Genomic DNA, 25,370 nt, shown 5'->3' with positions numbered 1-25,370 from the left:
GTTGCACTGCTTCGCCCTGAACGTTTTTCCAGTCGCTCTTGCACCACATCATACAAAACTAACATGCAAAACACCCCACACCTCCCCCTGGCCGTCGCCATCATGGGCCCCACGGCCAGCGGCAAGACGGCCAGTGCGCTGGCCATCGCGCAAGCCATCCCGTCCGAGATCATCTCGGTCGATTCCGCCCTCGTCTACCGGGGCATGGATATCGGCACGGCCAAGCCGTCGAAGGAAGAACTGGCCCAGGTACCGCATCATTTGATCGACATCATCGACCCGCTCGACGCGTATTCGGTGGCGCAGTTCCGCAACGATACCCTGCGCCTGGTGACGGAAATCTCCGCGCGCGGCAAGCTGCCGCTGCTCGTCGGCGGCACCATGTTGTACTTCAAGGGCCTGGCCGATGGCCTCGACGACTTGCCCGGCGCCGATCCTGCCTTGCGCGCCCAGCTGGAAGAGGACGCGGCCGCCATCGGCTGGCCCGCCATGCATGCGCGCCTGGCGCAGCAAGACCCGGTCACAGCCGCGCGCCTGGCGCCGCAGGACGCGCAGCGCATCGGCCGCGCGCTGGAAATCATCGCCCTGTCCGGCCAGCCCATGTCGGCCCTGCTGGACCGGCGCGAAAAAACCGTGCTGCCATTTCAATTGCAATCGTTCGCGCTGGAACCGTCGGACCGCGCCGTGCTGCACGCGCGCATCGCCACGCGCTTCGACCTCATGCTGAAAAACGACGCCTTGCTCGATGAAGTGGAGCAGCTGCGCCGCCGCGGCGACCTGCATCCGGGCTTGCCCTCGATGCGCTGCGTGGGCTACCGCCAGGCCTGGGATTACCTGGACGGCCGCATCGACCGCGCCGCCTTGCGCGAGACGGGCATCATCGCCACGCGTCAGCTGGCCAAGCGCCAGCTGACGTGGCTGCGCTCGATGCCGGAACGTACCGTCATCGATTGCCTGGGCGCTGATCCGGCCAGCGCCATGCTGGCGCAAATCGTCCCTTTGCTGACATAAGCGTCGCCACACAACAACTGACCAAGCGCTAGGCGCGACTTAGGCTGCGCTCCATGCCGGAACGCATCGTCATCGATTGCCTGGGCCCCGATCCGGCCGCGGCCATGCTGGCGCAAATCCAGCCTTTGCTGACGGTGTTACAAAAATAATCACGCCAGCGCCGGCGCGTGAAAAAAACGCACATTTTTTTGCGCTGGCATTGACAAGAAAAAGGGAAGACTGGATAATGCTCGGCTGTTGGGTGATATAGCTCAGTTGGTTAGAGCACAGCATTCATAATGCTGGGGTCGGTGGTTCAAGTCCACCTATCACCACCAAAGAACATCGATCAGGTTTCCCCTGGTCAAAACGAGCATCCGGTTTGACCGGTCTGTTTGGTGATATAGCTCAGTTGGTTAGAGCACAGCATTCATAATGCTGGGGTCGGTGGTTCAAGTCCACCTATCACCACCAAGAATTTGCAGTATTGAACAACCCGCCCCTGCCCCGTGCAGCGGCGGGTTTTTTCATTTCCGGCGCCGCCTCGCGTGCAGCCTGTACGCAACACCAGCCCCATCCACATGCAATCGGGGATTGTGGCAATCCGCCGCTGGCGCTTACAATGAGAATAATTCTCATTTATATTATTCATCGCCCATGTCCTCTATCCAGCCCAGCCTGCAACAGCAAGTGCAGTCGCTCTACAGCGAGCATCACGGCTGGCTGGTCGGCTGGCTGCGCAAAAAACTCAGTTGCCCGCATGGTGCGGCCGACGTGGCGCAAGATACATTTGTGCGCATCATCGCCTCGCGCGACGCGCTGTTCGGCATGCGCGAGCCGCGCGCCTACCTGTCGACGACGGCAAAGCGCTTGCTGCTCGACCGCGCACGCCGCCAGATACTCGAGCGCAGCTACCTGGCGGAACTGGCCCTGCTGGCCGACAGCCTGCCCGGCGCACCCTCGCCGGATGAAGTCCTGATGGCCGTGCAGGCGCTCGAGCAGATCGCCACGGCGCTGGCCGCCTTGTCCGCCAAGGCGCGCGATGCCTTTTTGCTGCACTACCTGGAAGAGCAGCCGCAGGCCGCCGTCGCCGCACAACTGAACGTCTCCACGCGCATGGTGCAAAAATACCTGGTGCAAGCCTTGCTGGCCTGCCGCCACGCCTGCCCGGCCCTGGCGGCATGAATAGCCCCCGCACGGATATCGCCGCCGAACAGGCCGCACGGTGGATCGTGCGCCTGAGCGCCGACGACCCGGCCGAGCGAGACTCCGCGCAGGCCGGTTTCGCAGCATGGAAGGCCGCCGATCCGCTGCACGCGACGGCGGCCGCTGGCATGGAAAACCTGCTGCGTCAATTGAACGCCGTGCGCGAGCCGGCCGGCGGCGACCATCGCCCCGCGCGCGCCGCCCTGGCCGCCATCGCACCCAAGCCCCGCCAGCGTCTGCGCCAGCTGGCCGCGGCCAGCGCCGTGGCCGTGCTGACGCTGACCGGGGCGCTGGCCTTCAACGAACGCCCCGCCTACCTGCTGGCCGACCTGCGCAGCCCCACGGGACAATGGTCCACGCACACCCTGGCCGATGGCAGCCGGATCACCCTGGCCGGCAACAGCGCCGTCAACGTGCACTTCAATGCGGGCGAACGGCATGTGGAACTGGTGCAGGGCGACATTCTCGTCGACGTGGCCAAGGATGCGCAGCGCCCCTTCATCGTCGACAGCCGACAGGCGGCGATCCGCGCCCTGGGCACGCGTTTCAGCGTGCGCAGGGAAGACGGCGCCACCATCTTGAGCATGCTGGAGTCCAAAGTGCTGGCGCAAGTGCCGCAACATCCGGCCGTCGTGGTGCAGGCGGGCCAACGCACGCGCATCACGGACGATGGAGTGGGGCCGATCACGGCCATCGATGCGGCCAGCGTGCAGGAAGCGTGGCGCGCGCACCAGTTGGTGGTCGACGACCTGCCGCTGGCCGAGGTGCTCGACGAGCTGGCGCGCCACCGTCCCGGCCAGCTGCATTACGACCGCGCGCAGATCGCCGGCATCCGCGTGGCCGCCGTGCTGCCGCTGGACGACACCGACAAGGCGCTGCAGCTGTTGATCGACAATTTCCCGCAACTGCGCATCCGCATGCTGACGCGCTACCTGGTGATGGTCGATGTCCCCGCCAGCGGCTCCGCAAAAAATAAGTAAGAAATTGTGCGTTCGCGGTTCCACTTTGCGCATCTCGTGCGTCAAGGCAGCTGAGATCATTCAAAAAAGGCTGTCACCATGTACGCTCAAGTCGTTGCCGTTTCCTCCCCGAACACCCTGCGCACGCGCCTGCGTCCGCTCGCCCTGGCGGCCATGCTGCTGGCAAGCGCCGGCCTGCACGCCCAGGCAGTCGCCCAGGCTGCCCCGGCTGTCGCCAGCTACGCCATCCCCGCCGGCCCGCTGGCCAGCGCCCTGAACCGCTATGCGCAGCAGGCGGGCGTGTCCATCGTCATCGATGCATCCCGGGTGCAGGGCTTGACCAGTGCAGGCTTGCAAGGCAGCTACGCCATCGATGACGGTTTCGCCGTCCTGCTGCGCGGCAGCGGCTACGCCATCGGCAAGACGCCGACCGGCTATGTGCTGGTGGCCGCGCCGGCGTCCCCGCCCACGGCGGCGATCGGCGCTGCTTCAGCGGCCGAACGCACCATGCCCTCGATTACCATCGTTGGCCAGGCCGAGCAAGGCGCCATCACGGAAGGCAGCGGCTCCTACACGGCGCGCAAGCTCACCATCGGCAAGGGCGAGCAATCGATGAAGGACATCCCCCAATCCGTGAGCGTGCTGACGCGCCAGCGCCTGGACGACCAGGGCATCACGGACTTGCGCGAAGCCGTCAACAACGTCACCGGCGTAGTGGGCGTGCATGGCGTGGGACCGGGCGTGGTGATCACGGCGCGCGGCTTCCAGATCGATCAATGGCAATACGATGGCGTGCCCATCGACCGCAACACCTATGCGCTGGGCAACTGGGGCCAGGAAAACATGGTCATCTACGACCGCCTGGAAGTACTGCGCGGCGCCTCGGGCATGCTGGTCGGCACGGGCAGTCCCGGCGGCTCCGTCAGCCTGGTGCGCAAGCGCCCGACCGCCGCGCGCAGTGTCAGCATGACGGCGCGCGCCGGCTCGTGGGACCATTACGGCGCCCAGCTCGACGTCAGCATGCCCCTGAATGCGGACGGCAGCCTGCGCGGACGCGCCATCGTCGATGAAGACGATACCCATTCCTTCGTCGACCAGGTGTGGAGCCAGAACCGTACCCTGTACGCGGCGCTCGACTACGACCTGGGACCGGCCACCACCCTGGGCCTGGCCATCAGCAACGTCAACGACCATGGCCGCCCGACCTTCATCGGTCTGCCCCGCTACGCGGACGGCAGCGCGCTGAACCTGCCCCGCTCCACCTTCACGGGCGCAGACTGGAACCGCAGCGAAGCCAAACAAACCAACGTGTATCTCGATCTGGAACACCATTTCAACAGCCAGTGGAGCCTGAAGGCATCCGCCGTGAACATAAAGGAAAACACCGGCTCCGTGCACCAGCGCGTGGCCTTGCCCATCAATCCCGACGGCAGCGGCGCGAGCTATGCCGACTTTGGCATGGATTTCGACAACCGCAAGCGCGGCATCGATACCTACGTGCGCGGCAAATTCGACGGCCTGGGCATCGCGCAGGAAGTCCTCGTGGGCGCCAGCTATGTCACGATGGCGTCGGACGACGTCTACGCCCGCGCCTGGGAATCTGGTGCGGACGTCTTCAACATCAGGCACAACCGCCCATGGCAAGACCTCGACAGCATCGCCGCGCGCCCGAAGGGCGTGCGTCCCGTCAGCACCTACGAAATACGCCAGAAAGGCCTGTATGGCAGCTGGAACGGCCAGCTGACCCGCAAGCTGAAAGCCGTGCTGGGTGGACGCTTCAGCTGGTACGACTTCGTGTATGCGACACCCGAAGGTCCTGAAGAGCAACTCAACGCCACCGCCAAGTTCACGCCATCGGCGGCACTGATCTACGCGCTCGATCCGCAATGGTCGGCCTACGCCAGCTATGCCGACATCTTCACGCCGCAAAGTATCCGCGATGCGCAAGACAAGGTCCTCAAGCCCATCACGGGCACCAACTACGAGGCGGGCATCAAGGGTGAGCTGATGGATGGCAAGCTCAACACCTCGCTGGCCGTGTTCCGCTACGACCACAAGAACCGTGCCGTGTTCGACTATGACGCGGGCATGGTGTGCGATAACGAGTACTGCTCGCGCGCCTCGGGCAAGGTGCGAAGCCAGGGCCTGGAAGCGGAAGTGTCGGGCGAAGTGGCGCGCGGCTTGCAGCTGTCGGCCGGCTACGCCTATACGACGACGACCTATCTGAACGACCCGGACAACCAGGGCAAGGTCTTTTCCACCTGGACGCCCAAGCACATGCTGCGCGTGTGGTCCAGCTACACGCTGCCCGGCGCCTGGGACAAATTCAGCGTGGGCGCCGGCGTCAACACGCAAAGCCATACGCTCGATACCAATAGCACCTTCAAGGTTGCCGGCGTCTCGATCTGGAATGCACGCATGGCCTGGCAAGCCACGCCGCAAGTGGCCCTGTCGCTCAATGTCAACAACGTCTTCGACAAGAGCTACATCATCCCGGCCTACAATACCACCGGGTCGAATAACTACTATGGCGACCCGCGCAACGTGCAGTTCACCCTGAAGTACACGCCGAAGTGGTAAGGCGATCGAGAGGCTGAGGGCCGGCACGCTGGCCATGGCGCGGAACTGGCATTCAGTTCGCGCCGCGGCCGGGATTTTCGGCTAAGATGATGGCGCGGCATTGCGCCGCACCGCATCGTGCATCGGCCTCTCATTCATCTACACCGTCAATGGAACAAAAAGACAAGTCTTGGGTCACTTCGGTGGACGTCGCCAAACGGGCCGGCGTCTCCCGCTCCGCCGTCTCGCGCACGTTCACGCCCGGCGCCAGCGTGGCGCCCGAAACGCGGGCCCGCGTGATGGAAGCCGCACAATCGCTGGGCTACCAGGTCAACATCCTGGCGCGCAGCATGAACCAGGGACAAAGCAACCTGGTAGGCGTCGTCATCACGGGCTTCACGGACCCGTTCCGCGTGGCCCTGCTGGGCGAAGTCACGCGCAGCCTGAGCGAACATGCGCTGGTGCCGCTGCTGATGAATGCGGAAGACCCCGAGCGCCTCAGCGAATTGCTGCGCATCCTCCTCAGCTACAAGATTTCCGGCGTCATCATGACGTCCGGCTCGCCGCCGTCCGCCGTCGCCACGGAATACCTGCAGCGGCAAGTGCCAGTGGCCATGATCAACCGCGCGCGCGACCTGAAAGGCGTGGACGTGGTCAACAGTGACAACCGCCACGGCGGCGAACTGGCGGCCAGCACCCTGCTCGACAGCGGCGCCAAACGGCTGGCCTTCATCAACACGCGCGCCAGCAGTTTCAGCGGCATCGCGCGCGGCCAGGCCTTCCTCGACCACCTGGCGCCGGCCTTGGCGAAGAAGCGCTGCACGGCCGGCGAATACCTGGCCGACGCCATCGGCTACCAGGCGGGCCAGGAAGCGGCCGACGCCCTGCTCGCCTCGGGCAAGCTGCCTGACGGCGTCTTTTGCGCCACCGACCTGATCGCCTGCGGCTTCATCGACGCGGCGCGCAGCAAGTATGGCATCGACGTGCCCGCGCAACTGCAGGTGATCGGCTTCGACGACATTCCCATGGCCGCGCTGGATGCCTACCAGCTGACCACCATCCGCCAGGACGCGGGCGAACTGGCGCGCCGCGCCGTCAAGAGCCTGGTCGAGCGCATGGAAAAATTTGCCATGCCGGGCCGATTGAAGGAAGTGCCCGTCACCCTGGTGCGGCGCGGCACGACGCGCTAAATCATTCGATGCGGCAGATGGCGCAACGCCGTCTGCCCGCCCGCCACCGCCCGCCGTTCCCCGTTTTCCACACTTTTTCGTCCCCCGCCTGTACTTGTTGACATCAAAAAAAATCCGGGTTACTGTTTGCACACGCGTGCTGCACACGTGTGCAATTTCTTCAAACAAGCCAGTTCTGGCCACACCACTAAAAAAAGCGCCCCGTCCACGGAGGCGCGTCAAGGAGACTGTTATGTTGAACCACGTTCTAAGAATCGCCCTGTTCGGCGCCGGGGCCATCGGTCTGGCAGCCTGCACCACCCAAGTCGGCACGCAGCGCAATATGGCCGCAGCAGTCGCCGCCGATCCGAAGCTGGCGAAGATCGGTCAGATCGTTGTCGTGTACATGGAAAACCGCAGCTTCGACCACCTGTTCGGCACCTTCCCCGGTGCCGACGGCATCGCCAATGGCCACTCGCCCGACACCACCACGCAGACCGGCCCCGATGGCAAGCCCTATGCCATGCTGCCCGCCGTGGCACTCGACAAGGGCGGCCTGGACCAGCGCTTCAAGGCCGACATCGCCAACGCGCCCTTCCGCATGGAGCCGAGCGTCTCGCTTGGCGACAAGACGGCCAGTCCCGTGCACGCGTTCTGGACGCACAAGCGCCAGATCAACGACGGCAAGAATGACCGCTTCGTCGTCGAGGGCAATACGGGCGCCCTGCCCATGGGCTATTTCGACGGCAGCAAGCTCAAACTATGGGCGCTGGCACAGCGCTACACCTTGGCCGACCGCTTCTTCCAGTCCGCCTACGGCGGCTCCTTCCTCAACCACATGTGGCTGACCTGCGCCTGCACGCCCGTGTTCCCGAACGCGCCCAAGTCCATCGTCTCCCAGGATGAGCGCGGCACGGGCCACAAGAAGGGCGAGGAAGCGGAAGTGACGCAGGACGGCTACGCCGTCAACACCATGCAGGGCCCGCTGCTGTTCGATCCGACAAAAAAACAGACGTTCCTGCCGCCGCAAACCATGCCCACCATCGGCGACCGCCTGACGGACAAGGGCATCTCCTGGGTCTATTATGCGGACGGCTACGACATCGCCGTCGCCTCGACCAAGTCAGGCAAGAAGGCCGACGATTTCTCGTATCACCACCAGCCGTTCACCTACTTCAAGCGCTTCATCGACAGCCCGCAGCAGCGCGCCACGCACCTGAAGGACCGCTCCGACATGCTCGCCGACGTCCAGGCAGGCAAGCTGCCGCCCGTCTCGTTCTACAAACCCATGGGCAAGAAGAACATGCATCCGGGGATGGATAAATCGAGCGTGGCGGCCGGCGACGACGAAGGCGTGGCCATCATCAGCGCCATCATGGAAGGCCCGCAATGGAAGGACACCGTCATCATCGTCACCACCGATGAAAACGGCGGTTTCTGGGACCACGTGGCGCCACCGAAAGGCGACCGCTTCGGCCCGGCCACGCGCATCCCCGCACTGGTCATCTCGCCCTTCAGCGAAGGCGGGCATATCGACCATACCGAGTATGAAACCGTGTCGATCCTGAAGTTCATCGAGGAACGCCATGGCCTGGCGCCCTTGAGCGAGCGCGATGCGCGCGCCAACAGCCTGGCCAAAGCCCTCAAGCTGTAATACCCATTCCCCTGCCTGTCTGTCCTGGGTGCGCCATCTGCACGGCGCGCCTGGGCTAACCACACCTGAAGGAAACACCATGCTGCGCGCACGCCATCTCCCCCTGTCCCTCCTGATGCTTTCCCTGGCCGCCTGTGGCGGCGGCGACGATACACCGCCTGTCCCCGTCACGCCCCCGGTAACGCCGCCCGTGACGCCGGCCGCCCCCGCCACCTACTACCAGACCAAGACGCCCTACACGCCGCAGCAGGATGCGGCCACGTATGAAGCGGCACCTGCCGGCTACGCGCCCGTGTTCACCGAACTGGTGGCCCGCCACGGTTCGCGCGGCCTGTCGAGCATGAAATATGACGCCGCCTTCTACAACGTCTGGCAACGGGCTGCAGCCGACGATGCGCTCACGCCCCTGGGGCAAAAGCTGGGCGCCGACATCCTGAAACTGATGAAGGCCAACGCGCTGCTCGGCTACGGCGTGGACGGCATCAGGGCGCCAGGCTACGGCAACCTGTCGCAGACGGGCATCAATGAACACAAGCAGTTGGCCGTGCGCATGCTGGCGCGCCTGCCTGCCCTGTTCACGCAACTGGGTAGCAATGCCGCCAGCGCACCGCGCCAGATCGTCACCATCAGCTCCGGCGTGGACCGCGCCAAGGACAGCGCCGCGTACTTTGCGCAGTCGCTGGCCGCCACGGCACCAAACGTCGCGCCGCTGATTACCCTGCCGCCCGCCCCGACCGGCTATCCGGCCGGCAAGCCCGTGGCGCAGCCCGATGGCACCAACCGCTTCCTGCTGTATGCGCACAAGCTGGTGCCGAAGACGGATCTGGTCACCGACACCCTCGACCGCCATTACCAGACTTACCAGGATAGCCAGGCCTATCAGGCCTACCTGGAAAGCCCCGGCTTCCTGGCCAAATACACGGCCATCGACACGGATGCCACGGCGCGTACCCTGGGCCGCGAAGTACTGGAACGCTTGTTCACCAAGGCCTTCGTCGACAAGATCGACAACGGCACTTACCGCTTCGCCAACACGGGTACCTACAGTTTTACCAGCGACGACGGCAAGTTCACCAACACCGTCACGGGCGACGGTGGCACCACCATCAAGGGCCTGGCAGATGCCGCCTCGGTGCTGTACAACCTGTACGCCATCATGGCCGGCATGACGAACGAAGTGAAAGCCGATTTCGTGCAATACATGCCGTCGGACGCGGCCAAGTACCAGGCATTCGTGCAGGATTACCAGGATTTTTACAACAAGGGCCCCGGTACCACGGAAAGCGCCGGCATCACCTGGAACTACGTGCGCGCGCTGCGCGACGACTTTTTCACGGAAGTGGACGCCATCGCGCGCGGCGACCTGTCGCACGGCGCCAAACTGCGCTTCACGCATGCGGAAGCCATCATTCCGCTGGCCACTGCCATGGGCCTGAAGAACGTCGTCGGCGCGCTGCCGACGGCGCAGACCTACAGCTATGACAACAGCAGCTGGCGCGGCCTGTACGTGGCGCCGATGGCGGCCAACATGCAGTGGGATGTGTACCGCGACGCCGGCGGCAATGTGCTCGTGAAAATGCTGTACAACGAAAAGGAAACGGACTTCCAGGCCGCCTGCGATGGCGCCCGCTTTGCCGCCGGCAGCCATTTCTATGTGTATGCGAAGCTGAAGACCTGCTACGGCCACGTGGCGCAGTAAGTACGAATGCAGGCGGGCAGCCGTGCCCGCCTGTTGGACGTTTGCTGCTAGGCTTGCACATAAGAACCAATCACGTCACCTACGGATAGCCATGCCCCCACCGCTCCCCTTGCCCAGCATGCTGCTGGCCCTCACCATCTGCGCCGCTCCCGCCCAGGCCGCGGAAGGCCATTACCAGACCAAGGCGCCGTATGCGCCGCAGCAGGACCCGGCCACCTATGCCGCGCCACCGGCCGGTTTCCAGCCCATCTACACACAACTGGTGGCGCGCCACGGTGCTCGCGGATTGACCGGCATGAAGAGCGACGCAGCCCTGTATGCGATGTGGCGGCAGGCCGCCGCGCAGGATGCGCTCACGCCCTTGGGGCGCGAACTGGGTCCCGACATCCTGGCCCTGATGCAGGCGAACGCCTTGCTCGGTTACGGTGTGGCCGGCATCGAGCGGCCCGGCTACGGCAATCTGTCGCAGACGGGCATCGAGGAACACCGGCAACTGGCCGTGCGCATACTGGCGCGCCTGCCCACCCTGTTCGCGCAAGTGGGCCAAGACGCCGCGACGGCGCCGCGCCAGCTCGTCACCATCCATTCCGGAGTGGACCGCGCGCGCGACAGTGCACGCTTTTTTACGCAGTCGCTGCTGGAGCACGCGCCCGCGCTGGCGCCCTTGCTATACCTGCCGCCCGCGCCGGCGCAGTATCCGCAGGGACGCAAGGCAGTGGCGCAGTCCGATGGTGTTAACCGCTTCCTGCTGTATGCGCACAAGCTGGCGCCGCAGACGGATTTTGTCGCCGATCGCGCCAACCCGCATTACGCCACCTATGCCGCCAGCCAGGCCTACCAGTACTATGAAAGAACCAAGCAGCTGCACGCCCTGATGGATGCCCCGGCCAGAAAACCGGAAGCGGCCGCGCATGCGCGCCACGTGCTCGAACGGCTGTTTGCACCCGCCTTCCTCGACCAGCTTGAGCGCGGCGCCGCCAGTTTTGCGGATACGGGCAGCTACACTTTCACCAGCGCGGACGGCCAGCTCACGCGCACCATGACGGGCAGCGGAAAGACCATCATCCGCAGCCTGAATGCGGCCGCCACGAAACTGTATGAGCTGTACGCGATCGCCGCCGGCATGCGCCATGAAATGCCGGCCGATTTCAGCCGCTACATGCCCGCCGAGGATGCGCGCTACTATGCTTATATCGCCGACCACGAGGATTTTTACCAGAAAGGGCCGGCCACCACGGAAAGCAGCGGCGTGACCTGGCGCTTCGCGCTGGCCCTGCGCGACGATTTTTTCAAGGAAGTCGATGCGCTGGCCAGGGGAGATTTGCGCCACGCGGCCAAGCTGCGCTTCACGCACGCCGAGATGATCATTCCGCTCGCTTCGGCCATGGGCTTGCAACAGGCGCTGGCGCCGCTGCCGGCATCGACGCCCTACAGCTATGCCAACAATCCATGGCGCGGCCAGAACGTCTCGCCGCTGGCGGCCAACATGCAATGGGATGTGTACCGCAACGACACAGGCCAGCTGATCGTGCGCCTGCTGTACAACGAAAAGGAAACGGACTTCCAGGCCAGTTGCGACGGCGCCCGCATCGCGCCGGGCAGCGTCTTCTACGACTATGCAAAACTGAAAACCTGCTACGGCCACGTGGCGGCGCGCTGACGCGCTGATGCTGCGCGCCGCCATCGCACCTTACTTCAAGGTCGGCATGGCAAACTCCGCTCCCGCCGCCGTCGAGGCCGGCCAGCGCTGCGTGACGGCCTTCTGTTTCGTGTAGAAGCGCACGGATTCCGGGCCATGCGCGTGGTGGTCGCCGAACAGGCTGCGCTTCCAGCCGCCGAAGCTGTGGAAGGCCATCGGCACGGGAATCGGCACGTTCACGCCCACCATGCCCACCTGCACCCGGTGCGTGTATTCGCGCGCCGTATTGCCGTCGCGCGTATAAATCGCCGTGCCGTTGCCGTATTCGTGCGCGTTGACGAGGTCCAGCGCGGTCGTAAAATCGGGCACGCGCACGATGCACAGTACGGGGCCGAAGATTTCCTCTTTATAGATCGTCATCTCCGGCGTCACATGGTCGAACAGGCTGCCACCGAGGAAAAAGCCCTTTTCGTGGCAGGGCAAGACGAAGCCGCGCCCGTCACTGACCAGCTTGGCGCCTTCCTTGACGCCCGTGGCGATATAGCCAGCTATTTTGTCCTTGTGCACTTGCGTGACCACCGGGCCCATTTCCGCCTGTAAATCCATGCCTTGCGTAATCTTCAGGGCCGCGATGCGCGGCACCAAGGCTTCCACCAGCTGGTCCGCGACATTGCCCACCGCCACGACGACGGAAATGGCCATGCAGCGCTCGCCCGCCGAACCAAACGCGGCGCCCATCAGGGCGTCGACCGTCTGGGGAATGTCGGCGTCCGGCATGACGACCATGTGGTTTTTTGCGCCGCCCAGCGCTTGCACGCGCTTGCCCTGCGCGCAGCCGGTGGCGTAGATGTACTCGGCAATCGGCGTGGAACCGACGAAACTGACGGCGCGCACGTCCGGGTGGTGCAGCAAGCCGTCCACGGCTTCTTTATCTCCCTGTACCACGTTGAAGACGCCGTCCGGCAAACCGGCGTCCGTCAACAGCTGCGCCAGCAGCAGGCTCGCCGACGGGTCGCGCTCGGACGGTTTCAAGACGAAGGTATTGCCGCAGGCAATCGCCATCGGGAACATCCACATCGGCACCATCACGGGGAAATTGAACGGCGTGATGCCGACGCAGACGCCCAATGCCTGGCGGATCGACCAGGCGTCGATGCCGCCGGCCACTTGCTCCGAATATTCTCCCTTCATCATTTGCGGGATGCCGCAGGCAAATTCCACCACTTCGATGCCGCGCGTCACTTCCCCTTTCGCATCCGTGAACACCTTGCCGTGCTCAGCCGTGATCAGGGCCGCCAATTGATCCGCATGTTCTTCCAGCAATTCCTTGAACTTGAACATGACGCGGGCGCGACGCAGGGGCGAGGTTTGCGACCAGGCAGGAAAGGCCGCATGGGCGGCGGCCACGGCCGCATTCAGCTCGGAAGGCGTCGCCAGCGATACTTTCGCCGTGACGGCGCCCGTGGCGGGGTTGAAGACGTCGCTGGTGCGCTCGGAGCGCGACGCCATGGGGTTGCCACCAATAAAGTGGCCGATCATCGGGGTAGTCATTGTCTTGTCCTTGTTATTTCGTCATCAGCCAGTCATGGGCCGGGTCGTTTTTAAAGTGCCACACGCGTTTCGGGCCGGCCATCACATTCAGGTAATAGCCATCGTAGCCATACGGCACGGTGACGGGGTGGTAACCCCTGGGCACCATCACCACGTCGTGGTTTTCCACGGCCATGGCTTCGTCGATGCTGCGGTCGTCCGTGTAGACGCGTTGGTACGCAAAGCCCTGCTCGGGATTGAGGCGGTGGTAGTACGTTTCTTCCAACGAACTTTCCAGCGGGATATTGTCGCTATCGTGCTTGTGCGGCGGATAGCTGGACGAATGGCCGGACGGCGTGACCACCTCGACCACCAGCAAGCCATCGGCCTCGGCCGTCTGCGGCAAGATGTCGCACACATAGCGCGTGTTCGCCCCCTTGCCGCGCACGGAACGCATCATCGACTGCGGGTCGATCAGGCGCGCCGGGCGATGGGTCGTGGCCGGTGCGCTGCACAGCGCCACTTCCGCGGCGCTCACGGCCGTGATGCCGACCGTGGTTTCCAGCGGCACATACACGGCGTAGGGCGAGACATCTTCAAACACGCTCTGGCGATTGCCGATGGCTTCCCAGGTCTGCCCGCCCGCCTGCACCGTCACCGTGCCCGTCAGCACGACGAGGCACAGTTCGCGGCTACCCGTCTCCAACGTCAGCTGTTCGCCTGCCGCCAGACGGTGCGCGGCGAAGCCCACGTGCGTCCAGCCGGCCGACTCTGGCGTCACTTCGACGATGGCCGAACCGGCCCTAGCCTTGACCAGCAGCGGGCTCATGCCGCCTCCCGTTTCAATCGCGGAATCGCGTCGACCAGGCGTGCCAGGTAATCGTGGCCCATCTTGGCATACTGATAACTGGGGGCCACGGCCGGATCTTGCTCCGCTTCCACCACCAGCCAGCCCTCGTAGCCGTGCAAATACAGGCGCGTGAGGATGGCAGGAAAGTCGATGCTGCCGTCGCCCGGCACGCTGAAGGCGCCATTGATGACGGCCTGCAGGAAACTCCAGTGGCCATTTCTCGCCAGTTTCACCACGTTGGGGCGCACGTCCTTGCAATGCACGTGGCAGATGCGATCGATGTGCTTGTTCAAGACTGCCAGCGCGTCGCCGCCGGCAAAGGTGATGTGGCCCGTGTCGAACAGCAAACCCACTTGCGGCCCCGTCAAGGCCATCAACTGGTCCACGTCGGCCGGGGTTTCCACGTAGGCGCCCATGTGGTGGTGGTAGGCGAGGCGCACGCCGTGGTCGAGCAAGTGTTTCGCAAACGCCGTCAATTTGTCGGCGTACGCCTGCCATTGCTGCGGCGACTGAAAGCGCGGACGTTTATACAACGGGCGGGCTTCGCCCTGGATGGCGTCCGCCACTTCGCCGTAGACCATGACGGTGGCGCCGCTGTCGGCCAGCAGACGTAAATGCGAGGCTACGGCGGCGATTTCCTCCTCGACCGAGCGATGGGCCAGCCGTCCCGAATACCAGCCGGACACGCAGGCGAGATTATATTTGCCCAGCACGGCGTTCAGGGCGGGGGCATCCTTGGGAAACTTGTTGCCCAGCTCAAAACCCACGTAGCCGATCTCGGCGCCTTCCTTGAGGGCTGTTTCCAGCAGCGTTTCGCCGCCCAGGCTGGGTAAATCGTCGTTCATCCACGAGATCGGGTTGATGCCGATCGTCACATTCCATGTAGTCATTTTTGTTGTCCTTGGCGGTCAAGTTCATAACGGGCGCGCGCCGCTTGCACGCCGGCTTGTGTCGAGACTTCGGGTACGGCCACTTCCCACCAGCAACCGCCCTCCGCGGTCGTGCGCGTAGCGTCCGTATTGATGCAGATCAAGTAGGTGCGGCTGGCGGCGCGGGCGCGCAGCATCGCCTGTTCCAGTTCGGCAATGTTGGCCACGTGTTCGGACAGCGCGCCCAGCGACCGGGCGTGCAGGGCGAAGTCGATGGCGGGTGCGCTGTCGGGCAACATATTGTTGAATGACGCGTTGCCGCACGCCTGCTGCAGGCGGTTGATGCAGCCGTAACCCCGGTTGTCGAGCACGACGATGATGAGTTTTTTATCCAGCATGACGGAGGTGGCGATTTCCGAATTCATCATCAGATAACTGCCGTCGCCTACCATGACGATGACCTCGGCATCCGGTTTCGCCATCTTGACGCCCAGGCCGCCGGCGATTTCATAGCCCATGCACGAATAGCCGTATTCCATGTGGTAGCCGCCGGGTGTACTCGTGCGCCACAGTTTGTGCAACTCGGCCGGCAGCGTCCCCGCCGCGCAAACGACGATGTCGCGCACAGTAGAATCCGGTGAAGAGCGCTGCACGGCGCCGATGACTTCGCCGTCATACGGCAAGCCGGCCACGTCGCGCAGACCCGTAATCGTGGCTACCGTCGCGCGCCAGGCTTGGCCCGCCTGCTGCGCGCGGTCCAGCCAGTGGCCCGCGCTGTTCCAATTAGGCAAGTACCGCGACAAGCCCTGCAAGCCAAGTGTCGCGTCCGCCTGCACGCCCAGGCCACGGCGTTTCAGCGCATCGAAAGCGTTGACGTTCAGGCTGACCAATTGCGCTTGCGCAAACAACGAATTCGAGCCCGTCGTGAAATCCTGCAAGCGCGTGCCGACAGCCAGCACCACGTCCGCCTGCGCCGCCAGCGCGTTCGCGGCAGGCGAACCCGTCACGCCGATGGCGCCCAGCTGCAGCGGATGGTCCCACGGCAAGGCGCTCTTGCCGGCCTGGGTTTCCGCCACGGGGATGCCGTGGCGCTCGGCAAACGCCTGCAAGGCGGCGCCAGCCTTGCCGTACAGCACGCCGCCGCCGGCCACGATCAGCGGCTGTTTCGCATGTTTCAGCAAGGCGGCCGCCTCTTCCAGTTCCTGCTCCACGGGCGGCACGGCGCGGAAACGCACGGTGCGCGGAGTAAAGAAATCGGCCGGATAGTCATACGCCATCGTTTGCACATCTTGCGGCAGAGATAACGTGACGGGACCGCAGGCGGCCGGGTCCGTCAAGGCGGCGATGGCGCGCGGCAAGGCCGTCAGCAATTGCTCCGGATACACGATGCGGTCGAAATAGCGCGATAAAGGTTTAAAGGCATCATTCACCGACACGCTGCCGTCGCTGGCGTCTTCCAGCTGCTGCAATACGGGGTCCGGCGCGCGCGAGACGAACACGTCGCCGGGCAACAGCAAGACCGGCAAGCGATTCACGTGGGCCAGCGCGGCGGCCGTCAGCAAATTGGTGGCGCCGGGGCCGATGGAACTGGTGACGGCCAGCATGCGCCGGCGCATGTGGGCTTTCGCATAGGCAATGGCAGAGTGTGCCATCGCCTGCTCGTTGTGGGCGCGGTACGTGGGGAAGCTGTCGCGGTACTGGTACAGCGCCTCGCCCAGGCCCGCCACGTTGCCGTGGCCAAAGATGGCGAAGGCGCCACCGAACAGGGGGATCAAGGAACCATCGCCCTCTTCCGTGCGCAGGGCGGCCAGGTAGCAGACTAAAGCCTGCGCCATGGTCAAGCGGATCGTCGTCTTCATGCGGCACGCTCCAGGCGGTTGCGCGTGCGCTGCCACAGGGCAATGAGCTGCTCGAAGTTGGCACGCACTGCGGCGATCAGGCCCGCATCGTCGAGTTCGCCCGCCAGCCAGCGGCGGCTCGGCTCCTGGAAGATGGTGCGTCCCACCATGAAGCCGCGGCACGTCGTGCTGGCACTGGCTTGCTCAAAACTGGCGGCCAGGGCGGCAATCGGCGCGTTCAAGCCCAGCAGGACGACGCCGCGGCAATACGGATCGCGCTCGTGCACGAGGGCATCGATGGCTTGCCATTGCTGGGCCGACATGCTTTCCAGCTTCCACCATTCCGGGTAAATGCCCAGGTTGTACAGCCGTTTCACCGCGCGGTACACGGTATCGTCGTGCTGCGGCAAGGACTTCGCAGGAATAATTTCCAGCAGCAACTCATGGCCCGTGATTTGCGCCGCGTCGTACAAGCCCTTGATCTGCGCTTCCTGTTCCAGGCGGTTTTCCGGCGTATCGTCGGGGTGCAACTGCACCAGGCACTTGATCACGTGTTCCTTGGGCCACTGCGTCAGGCGCGACGCCAGCGAGCGGCCCCAGTCGAATTGCAGCGGGTTCGATCCCGGCATCTCGACAGGACGGCCGATCCACCAGCCGCGCCCGGTCGCATCGTTGAGCGCATCGACGCCATAACGGTCATCGATCAGCACGCCCGTGCCGCCCTGCAAGCCACGCGCCGCTTCCGTCTGGCCCACGGCTTGCACGAACAGTTGCTTCAGCGTTGAAATCCGCGCTTCATCACTAACGCCCTGTTGCGCCAGCTCAAAGAATTGCGTGCGATGATCAAACGCGAACACGCACAGCTCGTCCCACTGCGAGCGCGCCACCGTCGTGCGGTGCAGGCGCGACAAGGTGGCGTCCTGGTCCGGTTGCGTCAGTTTCGCCGCATTGGCGAGGAAATAATCGAGCTCCACAGGCGACGGCATGGCCGGCGCGCAACCGTGGCGCGACACGACGAGGGCGCCGCAGCCATTTGCATAGCGGCAGCACGCCTCGTAATCCTCGCCGCGCAGCCAGCCTTTCAAAAAGCCCGAGAGAAACGCGTCCCCGGCGCCCAGCACGTTCAGCACTTCGACGCGCACGCCCTGATAGTTGAAAGCCACATCGAGACTGGCTGGAATGGCCGCGTCGATGACGGCGCAGCCCAGCGGCCCCCGCTTGACGACCAGCGTGGCACCGCTCACGGCCCGCACGGCGCGCAAGGACGCCATGATGTCGGCGCCACCGCCGGCGATCATGAATTCCTCTTCCGTGCCGACGATCAAATCAAATTGCGGCAGGATCGCCTGCAGGTGGCGCGTCACACCGTCGTTCGAGACGAAACGCGTTTCGCCGTCCGCCTTGCCCGATAAACCCCACAGCACGGGCCGGTAATCGATGTCGAGCACGGTGCGCACGTTGTTGGCGCGCGCCAATTTCAGGGCCTGCGTGCTGACGGCGTGCATGGCAGCCGTGGAGAAGTGCGTGCCGGTGATCAACAGCGCCTTGCTGGAGGCGATAAAGGCGGCGTCGACGGCGGATGACTCGATGGCCATGTCGGCGCAGTTTTCACGGTAGAAAATCAGGGGAAACGTGTTTTTATCCTTGATGCCCAGCATCACCAGCGCCGTCAAACGGTCGTGGTCGATGCCGACATGGCTGACGTCGCAACCCTCTTTCGATAACGTATCCTTCAAGAAACGCCCCATGTGGTCGTCGCCCACTTTCGACAGCATGGCGGACTTCAAACCCAAACGGGCCGTGCCGAAGGCGATATTCGCCGACGAGCCGCCCAGGTACTTGGCGAAACTGGTCGCGTCTTCCAGGGTGCTGCCGATCTGCTGCGCGTACAGATCCACCGCCAGGCGGCCCAGGCAGATCACGTCCAGCGCGCGTCCCTGGGCAAATTCAGTCGTATTCTTCATCACATGCATTCCTTATGACAATTGCACGATGCGCTGTTCGCGCCATGACACGGTGGCCGCCTCGGCCAGTTCCAGTGCCTTCAAGCCATCGTGGACGGTGGTGCGCAAGGGCGCGCCATGGGCAAAGGCCTCGAAAAAGTGCGCCATTTCGCTGGCGTAGGCGGCGCGGTAGCGTTCCAGGAAGAAATCTTCCGGCTTGTCCACGCTGACGTTCACCGAACCATAGGCCGTCACTTCCGTCGGCTTGTGGTTGCCTGCCTGCAGCATGCCGGCGCTGCCCAGCACTTCGAAGCGCTGGTCGTAACCGTAGGCGGCGCGGCGAGAGGCATTGATCTGGCACAAACGTCCCTTGGCCGTACGGATGGTGACGACGGCCGTGTCCAGGTCGCCGGCCTCGCCGATGGCGGGGTCGACGAGGCAGCTTCCCGTGGCGTGCACGCTGACGGCTTCATCGTCGAGTATCCAGCGGAAAATGTCGAAATCGTGGATCAGCATATCCTTGAAGATGCCGCCCGATACCTTGATGTAGCTGACGGGCGGCGGGCCGGGATCGCGGCTGGTGACCACCAGCAACTCCGGCGCGCCGATCTCGCCCGCTGCGATGCGCTGCCTGACGGCGGCAAACGTGGGGTCGTAGCGGCGCTGGAAGCCGATCATGCACAGCACGCCAGCATCCTTGACGGCAACGGCGGCGGCGCGCGCACGCTCCAGCGTCAGGTCGACGGGTTTTTCGCAAAAGATGGCCTTGCCGGCAGCCGCTGCGCGCACGATCAGGTCCGCATGCGTATCCGTGCTCGACGCGATCAGCACGGCCTTGACTTCAGGGTCGGCCAGCACCGCTTCCACGCTGGCGACGCTGGCGCCATGCAGGGCCGCCACTTCCGCCGCCGCGCCCGCATGCACGTCGACCACGTATTTCAGGCGCACGCCAAGCTGGCGCACCAGATTGCCGGCGTGAATGCGGCCGATGCGCCCGGCGCCGAACAATGCCACTTGAATCATTTCCATCTCCTTGATAGTCGGGATAATGCCGCCCGGAAATGCACACGTGTGCAAATCCGGGCAAAAAAGGTTAAAACAGGTGGATGACGCCCAGCATCACACCGCTGAGCTTGGCACCCTTCTTGGTGGCGGCGAAGGCATTGCCGCCAAACGTGTAGTTGGCGTTCCTGTCGTTATTCGTTTGCGTATAGTAGGCATAGACGGTGCTGCGCTTGGACAGGTAATACTCGTAGCCCAGGGTGGCCTGCTTGGCACCGCTGTCGTCGCCGCGCACCAGGGTGGTCGCCTTGATGGTCACGCTGCTGCCGTTGGGCGCGCTGCCGGACACGTCGCCTGCCACGCCGAACCGGCCGATGAAGGAACCGCCGCCCGCCTTGTAGGCGCCCGTGATGGTGAAGTAGTCGCGCTGCAAGTCGCCGCCGGCCACGTCATACACCATGCGGTTCCAGGCCACGCCCACGTCGCCGCCGCCGAAGTTGTAATTGCCCAAGGCGCGGAACATCTTTTCGCTGAAGCCGGGACGCAAGTCCTTGTGCTTTTCATAGCCGACGGCGCCCTTGATGGGGCCGTTCACGTATTGCACGATGCCCGAATAGATGCGGTCGCCGTTCGATGCCTCGTTTTCGCTGGCGCGGTAAATCGTGGCGCTGAAGCCTTGCAGCACGGGCGTGCGGTAGCTGACGGCGTTCGAACTGCGGCGGTTGAAGCCTTCGCCGCCCAGCTGGGAGATGTTGGCGTCATCCTGGATGCCTTCGCCCACGAAACGGTTGGTGTAGCCGTTGATCTGGCGAATCGGCGTGGCAAAGCGGCCCAGCGCGATGCGGCCATAGGCGGGATTTTCCAGCCCGACAAAGGTATCCTTGCTATTGATGGCGCCCGTTCCATCGTCCAGCTTGGCATTGCCCTCGATCTGGAAGAAGGCCGTGTTGCCATTGCCCAAGTCTTCCCTTCCCCGGAAGCCGATCTTCGAGGAATTGTCCGATACGCGAGAAATGGATTCGCCATTCGGCGCCGTGGCCGAGCTTGACGTTTCGATACGGTCGAAGCCCGCATGGATGCGCCCGTACACGACGACGCTCGATTCAGCCAGCACGCAGCCTGGCACGGCCAGCAAGAATACGGCGGCGATCTTGTTCAACTGCATGGTATTCATCTCGTTTTTCATCCCGTTTTTCATTTTGTCTCCTGCTTGTTTTTATGGTGGTGGATTACTCATGATGCTCAACAGTGTGTTGCCACTACGCGCGCCCCTCGCCGGACGCCTGTCCTCCCTTTCAATAAAATGTGCTCAGGCACAGCGCGGCAAGGCCAGCGCTGCCAGTTGCGGATACAGGCGGGGGCCGCCCACCAGGATGGGATTGCCCTTTTCCAGGCCGTTATCGGCCAGGAAATCATTGCAGCGCCCGCCCGCCTCGTTGACGAGCACGATGCCGGCCAGGCAATCCCAGGAATTGATGTGCGGCTCGAAATAACCGATCAGGCGTCCGGCCGCCACATAGGCGATCATCAGCGCGCCGGAACCGTTGCGGATGAACATGCCGCCCTCTTCCAGCACGTCGAGCAGGAACGGTAAAAAAGTATCGGTGCCCACGCGGTGCGAAAAACCCACGCCCAGCACGCCGCCCTGCAAACTGGCCACGTCGTTGACGCGCAGCCGCGTTTCGCCGGCCTTCGCCGCCACGTAGGCGCCCTGCCCCTGGCAGGCGTGGAACAGCTCGTCCGCATTCGGGTCGTACACGGCGCCGATGGCCGGCTTGCCGTCGACCAGCACGCCGATCGACACGCACCAGGCCAGCATGCCGTTGACGAAACAGGCCGTGCCGTCGATGGGATCGATGACCCACACGCAGCGCGCGTCCGACGCCCCGCCGCCCCGCTCCTCGCCCACCACGGCGTCGTCAGGAAAACGCGCGGCGATTTGCGCGCGCACATAGTCTTCCACCATGCGATCGGCGATACTGACCATGTCCTGCAAGCCTTTTTCCTCGATCACCAGTTCCGTGCGGCGGTGAAACATGCCCAGCGCAATCTCGCCCGCCTGGCGGATGATGTGCCGGGCGTAGGCATAGCGCTCCAGGGTGGCCGCGTCGGCCAGTACCGCTGCCTGTGTCATATCTGTCATGCTTGTCCTCCAATGATGGCTGCGCCATGTTCGTGTACGGTCATGGCGACCGATGTGCCTTGCGTGAAAACCTGGCTCAAGTCGTGCGAGACGGCAAACAGTTCGCCGACCGGCGTGTCGAGCGTGTATTGCATTTCGCGCCCCAGGTAGGTGGCGCGCGCCACGCGCACCACCATGGCGCTGTCGGGCTGCGCGGGCGACAGCAGGATCGCTTCCGGACGCACGGCGAAACTCGCTTCGCCGCTGCGCTGGCTGCGGCATGGCAGACGCAGCCGCAACTTGCCCATGACGCAGGTGGCCTTGCCGTCGGCCACCGCTTCGATCACGCCATCGACGATGTTCGCGTTACAGATGAAGTCGGCGACGAATTTGTCGGCCGGCGATTCAAACAGCTCGTGCGGCGTGCCCTTTTGCGCGATCACTTGCCGGTTCATCACGATGATCTGGTCAGAAATAGCCAGCGCCTCTTCCTGGTCATGCGTGACATACACGGCCGTCAAGCCCAGCTTGACCTGGATGTCGCGGATCTCGTCGCGCACGCGGCGGCGCAGTTTCGTGTCGAGGTTCGACAGCGGTTCGTCCAGCAGCAGCACCTTGGGCTGCAGCACCAGCGAACGGGCCACGGCCACGCGCTGCTGCTGGCCGCCCGACAACTCGTTCGGGAAGCGCGCGGCAAAATCGGCCAGGCCCACCAGGCGCAAGCTTTCCTGCGCCCGTTCCACGGCGCGCGGCTTGGTTTCACCGGACACGATGAGGCCGTAGCACACGTTGTCGAGCACCGTCATGTGCGGAAACAGGGCGTAGGACTGGAACACCATGCTGACGTCGCGCTCGGCGGCCGAGGTCAAGGTGACGTCCTCGCCGGCCAGCAGGATGCGTCCGGCGCTGACGCGTTCCAGGCCGGCGATCAGGCGCAGGGTCGAGGTCTTGCCACAGCCGCTGGGACCCAGCAGGGTGACCATGGTGTGCGGCGCGATGGTGAACGACACATCGTTCACGGCCAGGGCCTTGCCGTAGCGCTTGGTGACGCCATCGAATTCCAGCGCGGCAATCTCTGTTTCGTGGGTAGTAAAGTGGTTCATGCGTAGCTCTTTTCCAGGTTGGGAACGGCGGCCGGCAGCGTTTTTTCGGCGCTGACGCGGCGAAGGCGGCGCTTGCCGACCAGCAAATGAATCAATTGGATGCACAGCAGGATGACGACGATCAAGACCGTGGCGTAGGCAATCGCCGTGCCGTAGTTGCCGTTCGACACCAGGCCGATGATGTAGGACGTGGCCATGTCGTAATCGGCGCTGACGAGGAAGACGACAGCCGAGATCGACGTGATCGAGCGCACGAAGCCATACACGAGGGCCGAGGCAATGGCCGGGCGCAACAGCGGCAGGATGACCTTGCGCATGGTGGTCCAGCTGCTGGCGCCCAGAGTGATCGAGGCCTCGTCCAGGCTGCCGTCGAGCTGGCGCATGGCGGCGATGCCCGTACGCAATCCCATCGGCATGTTGCGGAAGACAAAGCACAGGATCAAAATCGTGGCCGTGCCCGTCAACTCGATGGGCGCCGAGTTGAACGCCAGAATGTAGCTGATGCCGATGACGGTGCCGGGAATGGCAAAGCTGAGCATGGTGCCGAACTCGAACGCGCTTTTCAGGGCGAATTGCTGGCGCACCAGCAGCCAGGCCGACAGGATGCCGACAAAGGCCGTCAAGGGCGCGGCGATGGCCGAAATCATCAAGGTGGTGAACAGCGACGGCCAGGCCTGGCCCGTCCAGTGCCAGCCGGAAGCGCCCGCCGTGATGCCGAAGGCGTCGATGTAGTGGCGCAAGGTGAAGGCATTGTCCTGGCCCCAGTTATTCACGAAGCCGCCCGCCACCACCGTGCCGTAGATCAGGGCCGTAAAGGCGAACCATGGCAGGGCGATGGTCCACAGCGTGGTTTTCAGGCGCGGGTTGAGCGAGGCGTGGCCGCCGTGGTCGGCCTTGCCCGTCACCGTCACATACGATTTCTTGCCCAGCCACAGGTTCTGGATGAAGAAGGCGCCCACGGCAAAAGTCAGCAGCACGATGGCCAGGGTGGCGGCGCGGCCCTGGTCGTTCGAGGCGCCCACCACGGAAAAGAAGATTTCCGTCGATAGCACGTGGAAGTTGCCACCCAGCACCATCGGGTTGCCGAAGTCGGCCATGCTTTCGATAAAGCACAGCAAAAAGGCATTGGCGATGCCGGGACGCATCAAGGGCAGCGACACCTTGACGAAGGTTTGCCAGCTGCTGGCGCCCAGGGTGCCCGACGCTTCTTCCAGCGAGGGGCTGACGCCTTCCACCACACCAATTAATGTCATGAAGGCAATTGGCGCAAAGGCCAGCATCTGCGACAGCCACACGCCCGTCATGCCGTACAGCCAGCGGCTCTGCTCGATACCGAACAGGTCGCCGACGAGGCCCGTGATGGCACCGTTGCGGCCGAACAGCAGGATCAGGGCCAGGCCCAGCACGAAAGGCGGTGTGACGATGGGGAGTATCGTAATGGCGCGCATCGGGCGTACCCAGCGGCCATTGGTGCGCGTCACCAAGAGGGCGAACACGAGACCGAGGAAGGTGGCCGACACGCCCGTCAGCAGCGCCAGCGCCAGCGTATTCCAGGCCACGCCGCAGCGGCCGGGGCCGGACACGCAATTGAGGCTCCAGATGCCGGGGTCCGCCAGGCGGCGCACCAGGGCCGCGGCACCCGTGCCGCCATCATCCATGGGCTGGCCGGCGCTGACAAGGATCAGCGCGACGGGGAACAGCACGAACAGGGAAATCAGGCAAATGATGAGGCCGATGGCGCCGGCCACGAAGGCGTCGCCGCGGCACACGCCGCAGGCGGCCGCGCCCGAGGTGAGAAGGAACAGCAGGCACAGCGCCAGCAGCAGCGCGCCGAAGCCCAGGCCCGTGCCGGCGGCCAGCGGCCCCCAGCCCAGCCATGCCAGCCACAGCATGCCGGCGCCGCCGATGGCGATCTGGCCCAGGCCCAGGGTCTTGCGGTGGGGATTGCCGGCCACCAGCGCGGCGCTGGCGGCGATCAGGGCGAAGAACACGCCCAGCGGCCAGGCGCCGAACGACAGCAGGTGCAGCACGGCCGGTGCGCCACGGTCACTGAAGAACTGGCCGTCGCGCAACCATTCGCCGGCAAACAATCCCGCTTCCTGTTGCTGCCAGGGCAACAGGCACAACGCTGCCAGGGCGGCCAGCAGCCAGCCGTAAAATATCTTTTTCATGAGGTCTCTATCCAGCTAAGTAGACCCGCCGGCATGGCCATTGCGGCATGCGGCAGGTTCGGTACGA

Annotated in this window: 18 protein-coding genes and 2 tRNA genes; 10 read left to right on the top strand and 10 right to left on the bottom strand. The window is 64.2% G+C overall.

Annotation, left to right across the window (positions count from 1 at the left end; translation table 11 throughout):
- Positions 1-63 precede the first annotated feature (63 nt).
- The 10 genes from miaA (at position 64) to OX459_RS02150 (ending at position 11,896) form a co-directional block, all read left to right on the top strand.
- Positions 64-1,011 carry a tRNA (adenosine(37)-N6)-dimethylallyltransferase MiaA gene (gene miaA, locus OX459_RS02195; RefSeq protein WP_289903608.1) on the top strand — a complete coding sequence of 316 codons (948 nt, stop codon included), beginning with the start codon at positions 64-66 and terminating at the stop codon, positions 1,009-1,011.
- Positions 1,012-1,251: 240 nt separating this feature from the next.
- Positions 1,252-1,328, top strand: a tRNA-Met gene (locus tag OX459_RS02190).
- 59 nt (positions 1,329-1,387) lie between these two features.
- Positions 1,388-1,464, top strand: a tRNA-Met gene (locus OX459_RS02185).
- Between the two features lie 183 nt (positions 1,465-1,647).
- The gene (locus OX459_RS02180; RefSeq protein WP_289903607.1) at positions 1,648-2,175 is read left to right on the top strand and encodes a sigma-70 family RNA polymerase sigma factor; all 528 of its coding nucleotides are present in this window, start codon (positions 1,648-1,650) and stop codon (positions 2,173-2,175) included.
- On the top strand, positions 2,172-3,176 hold the full coding sequence (locus OX459_RS02175) for a FecR domain-containing protein (protein ID WP_289903606.1): 1,005 nt from the start codon (positions 2,172-2,174) through the stop codon (positions 3,174-3,176). Before OX459_RS02180 ends, OX459_RS02175 begins: the two co-directional genes overlap by 4 nt.
- Positions 3,177-3,254: 78 nt before the next feature.
- Positions 3,255-5,735, top strand: coding sequence for a TonB-dependent receptor (locus OX459_RS02170; RefSeq protein ID WP_289903604.1), 2,481 nt, complete (start codon positions 3,255-3,257; stop codon positions 5,733-5,735).
- A 182-nt stretch (positions 5,736-5,917) separates the two neighbouring features.
- On the top strand, positions 5,918-6,904 hold the full coding sequence (locus OX459_RS02165; protein ID WP_354669647.1) for a LacI family DNA-binding transcriptional regulator: 987 nt from the start codon (positions 5,918-5,920) through the stop codon (positions 6,902-6,904).
- A gap of 232 nt (positions 6,905-7,136) precedes the next feature.
- The gene (gene acpA, locus OX459_RS02160) at positions 7,137-8,537 is read left to right on the top strand and encodes an acid phosphatase (protein ID WP_289903600.1); all 1,401 of its coding nucleotides are present in this window, start codon (positions 7,137-7,139) and stop codon (positions 8,535-8,537) included.
- A 79-nt stretch (positions 8,538-8,616) separates the two neighbouring features.
- Positions 8,617-10,236: a histidine-type phosphatase gene (locus OX459_RS02155; protein ID WP_289903598.1), complete on the top strand. Its 1,620-nt coding sequence runs from the start codon at positions 8,617-8,619 to the stop codon at positions 10,234-10,236.
- Between the two features lie 91 nt (positions 10,237-10,327).
- Positions 10,328-11,896 (top strand): histidine-type phosphatase, encoded by a 1,569-nt coding sequence (locus OX459_RS02150; protein ID WP_289903596.1) that lies wholly within the window; start codon positions 10,328-10,330, stop codon positions 11,894-11,896.
- A 30-nt stretch (positions 11,897-11,926) separates the two neighbouring features.
- Here OX459_RS02150 and OX459_RS02145 read toward each other — a convergent pair whose 3' ends face one another.
- The 10 genes from OX459_RS02145 to OX459_RS02100 form a co-directional block, all read right to left on the bottom strand.
- Positions 11,927-13,426, bottom strand: coding sequence for a CoA-acylating methylmalonate-semialdehyde dehydrogenase (locus tag OX459_RS02145; RefSeq protein WP_289903594.1), 1,500 nt, complete (start codon positions 13,424-13,426; stop codon positions 11,927-11,929).
- 13 nt (positions 13,427-13,439) lie between these two features.
- Entirely contained in the window at positions 13,440-14,234 is a 795-nt protein-coding gene (gene iolB, locus OX459_RS02140; RefSeq protein WP_289903592.1) for a 5-deoxy-glucuronate isomerase, read from the bottom strand.
- Entirely contained in the window at positions 14,231-15,145 is a 915-nt protein-coding gene (gene iolE / locus OX459_RS02135; RefSeq protein ID WP_289903591.1) for a myo-inosose-2 dehydratase, read from the bottom strand. The genes iolB and iolE overlap by 4 nt, the downstream gene beginning before the upstream one ends.
- Positions 15,142-16,983, bottom strand: a complete 1,842-nt coding sequence (iolD, locus tag OX459_RS02130) for a 3D-(3,5/4)-trihydroxycyclohexane-1,2-dione acylhydrolase (decyclizing) (protein WP_289903589.1) — start codon at positions 16,981-16,983, stop codon at positions 15,142-15,144. The genes iolE and iolD overlap by 4 nt, the downstream gene beginning before the upstream one ends.
- The gene (gene iolC / locus OX459_RS02125) at positions 16,980-18,926 is read right to left on the bottom strand and encodes a 5-dehydro-2-deoxygluconokinase (RefSeq protein WP_289903588.1); all 1,947 of its coding nucleotides are present in this window, start codon (positions 18,924-18,926) and stop codon (positions 16,980-16,982) included. Before iolC ends, iolD begins: the two co-directional genes overlap by 4 nt.
- Positions 18,927-18,938: 12 nt before the next feature.
- On the bottom strand, positions 18,939-19,928 hold the full coding sequence (iolG, locus tag OX459_RS02120; RefSeq protein WP_289903587.1) for an inositol 2-dehydrogenase: 990 nt from the start codon (positions 19,926-19,928) through the stop codon (positions 18,939-18,941).
- A 70-nt stretch (positions 19,929-19,998) separates the two neighbouring features.
- Positions 19,999-21,105: a porin gene (locus OX459_RS02115; protein WP_289903586.1), complete on the bottom strand. Its 1,107-nt coding sequence runs from the start codon at positions 21,103-21,105 to the stop codon at positions 19,999-20,001.
- Between the two features lie 111 nt (positions 21,106-21,216).
- Entirely contained in the window at positions 21,217-22,050 is an 834-nt protein-coding gene (locus OX459_RS02110; RefSeq protein ID WP_099666580.1) for an inositol monophosphatase, read from the bottom strand.
- A complete protein-coding gene (locus tag OX459_RS02105; RefSeq protein WP_289903585.1) occupies positions 22,047-23,132 on the bottom strand; it encodes an ABC transporter ATP-binding protein in 1,086 nt (361 codons plus the stop codon). The genes OX459_RS02110 and OX459_RS02105 overlap by 4 nt, the downstream gene beginning before the upstream one ends.
- Entirely contained in the window at positions 23,129-25,303 is a 2,175-nt protein-coding gene (locus OX459_RS02100; RefSeq protein WP_289903584.1) for an iron ABC transporter permease, read from the bottom strand. The genes OX459_RS02105 and OX459_RS02100 overlap by 4 nt, the downstream gene beginning before the upstream one ends.
- Positions 25,304-25,370: the final 67 nt, after the last annotated feature.

This window comes from Janthinobacterium sp. SUN026 (assembly GCF_030397625.1).
In the GTDB taxonomy this organism is placed as follows: domain Bacteria; phylum Pseudomonadota; class Gammaproteobacteria; order Burkholderiales; family Burkholderiaceae_D; genus Janthinobacterium; species Janthinobacterium kumbetense.
This window is presented reverse-complemented; position numbering and strand designations above follow the sequence as displayed.

Excerpts from the sequence above, each read along its gene's own strand:
- miaA (WP_289903608.1), top strand. The coding sequence starts at position 64 with ATGCAAAACACCCCACACCTCCCCCTGGCCGTCGCCATCATGGGCCCC.
- OX459_RS02180 (WP_289903607.1), top strand. The coding sequence starts at position 1,648 with ATGTCCTCTATCCAGCCCAGCCTGCAACAGCAAGTGCAGTCGCTCTAC.
- OX459_RS02175 (WP_289903606.1), top strand. The coding sequence starts at position 2,172 with ATGAATAGCCCCCGCACGGATATCGCCGCCGAACAGGCCGCACGGTGG.
- OX459_RS02170 (WP_289903604.1), top strand. The coding sequence starts at position 3,255 with ATGTACGCTCAAGTCGTTGCCGTTTCCTCCCCGAACACCCTGCGCACG.
- acpA (WP_289903600.1), top strand. The coding sequence starts at position 7,137 with ATGTTGAACCACGTTCTAAGAATCGCCCTGTTCGGCGCCGGGGCCATC.
- OX459_RS02155 (WP_289903598.1), top strand. The coding sequence starts at position 8,617 with ATGCTGCGCGCACGCCATCTCCCCCTGTCCCTCCTGATGCTTTCCCTG.
- OX459_RS02150 (WP_289903596.1), top strand. The coding sequence starts at position 10,328 with ATGCCCCCACCGCTCCCCTTGCCCAGCATGCTGCTGGCCCTCACCATC.
- OX459_RS02145 (WP_289903594.1), bottom strand. The coding sequence starts at position 13,426 with ATGACTACCCCGATGATCGGCCACTTTATTGGTGGCAACCCCATGGCG.
- iolB (WP_289903592.1), bottom strand. The coding sequence starts at position 14,234 with ATGAGCCCGCTGCTGGTCAAGGCTAGGGCCGGTTCGGCCATCGTCGAA.
- iolE (WP_289903591.1), bottom strand. The coding sequence starts at position 15,145 with ATGACTACATGGAATGTGACGATCGGCATCAACCCGATCTCGTGGATG.
- iolD (WP_289903589.1), bottom strand. The coding sequence starts at position 16,983 with ATGAAGACGACGATCCGCTTGACCATGGCGCAGGCTTTAGTCTGCTAC.
- iolC (WP_289903588.1), bottom strand. The coding sequence starts at position 18,926 with ATGAAGAATACGACTGAATTTGCCCAGGGACGCGCGCTGGACGTGATC.
- iolG (WP_289903587.1), bottom strand. The coding sequence starts at position 19,928 with ATGATTCAAGTGGCATTGTTCGGCGCCGGGCGCATCGGCCGCATTCAC.
- OX459_RS02115 (WP_289903586.1), bottom strand. The coding sequence starts at position 21,105 with ATGAAAAACGGGATGAAAAACGAGATGAATACCATGCAGTTGAACAAG.
- OX459_RS02110 (WP_099666580.1), bottom strand. The coding sequence starts at position 22,050 with ATGACAGATATGACACAGGCAGCGGTACTGGCCGACGCGGCCACCCTG.
- OX459_RS02105 (WP_289903585.1), bottom strand. The coding sequence starts at position 23,132 with ATGAACCACTTTACTACCCACGAAACAGAGATTGCCGCGCTGGAATTC.
- OX459_RS02100 (WP_289903584.1), bottom strand. The coding sequence starts at position 25,303 with ATGAAAAAGATATTTTACGGCTGGCTGCTGGCCGCCCTGGCAGCGTTG.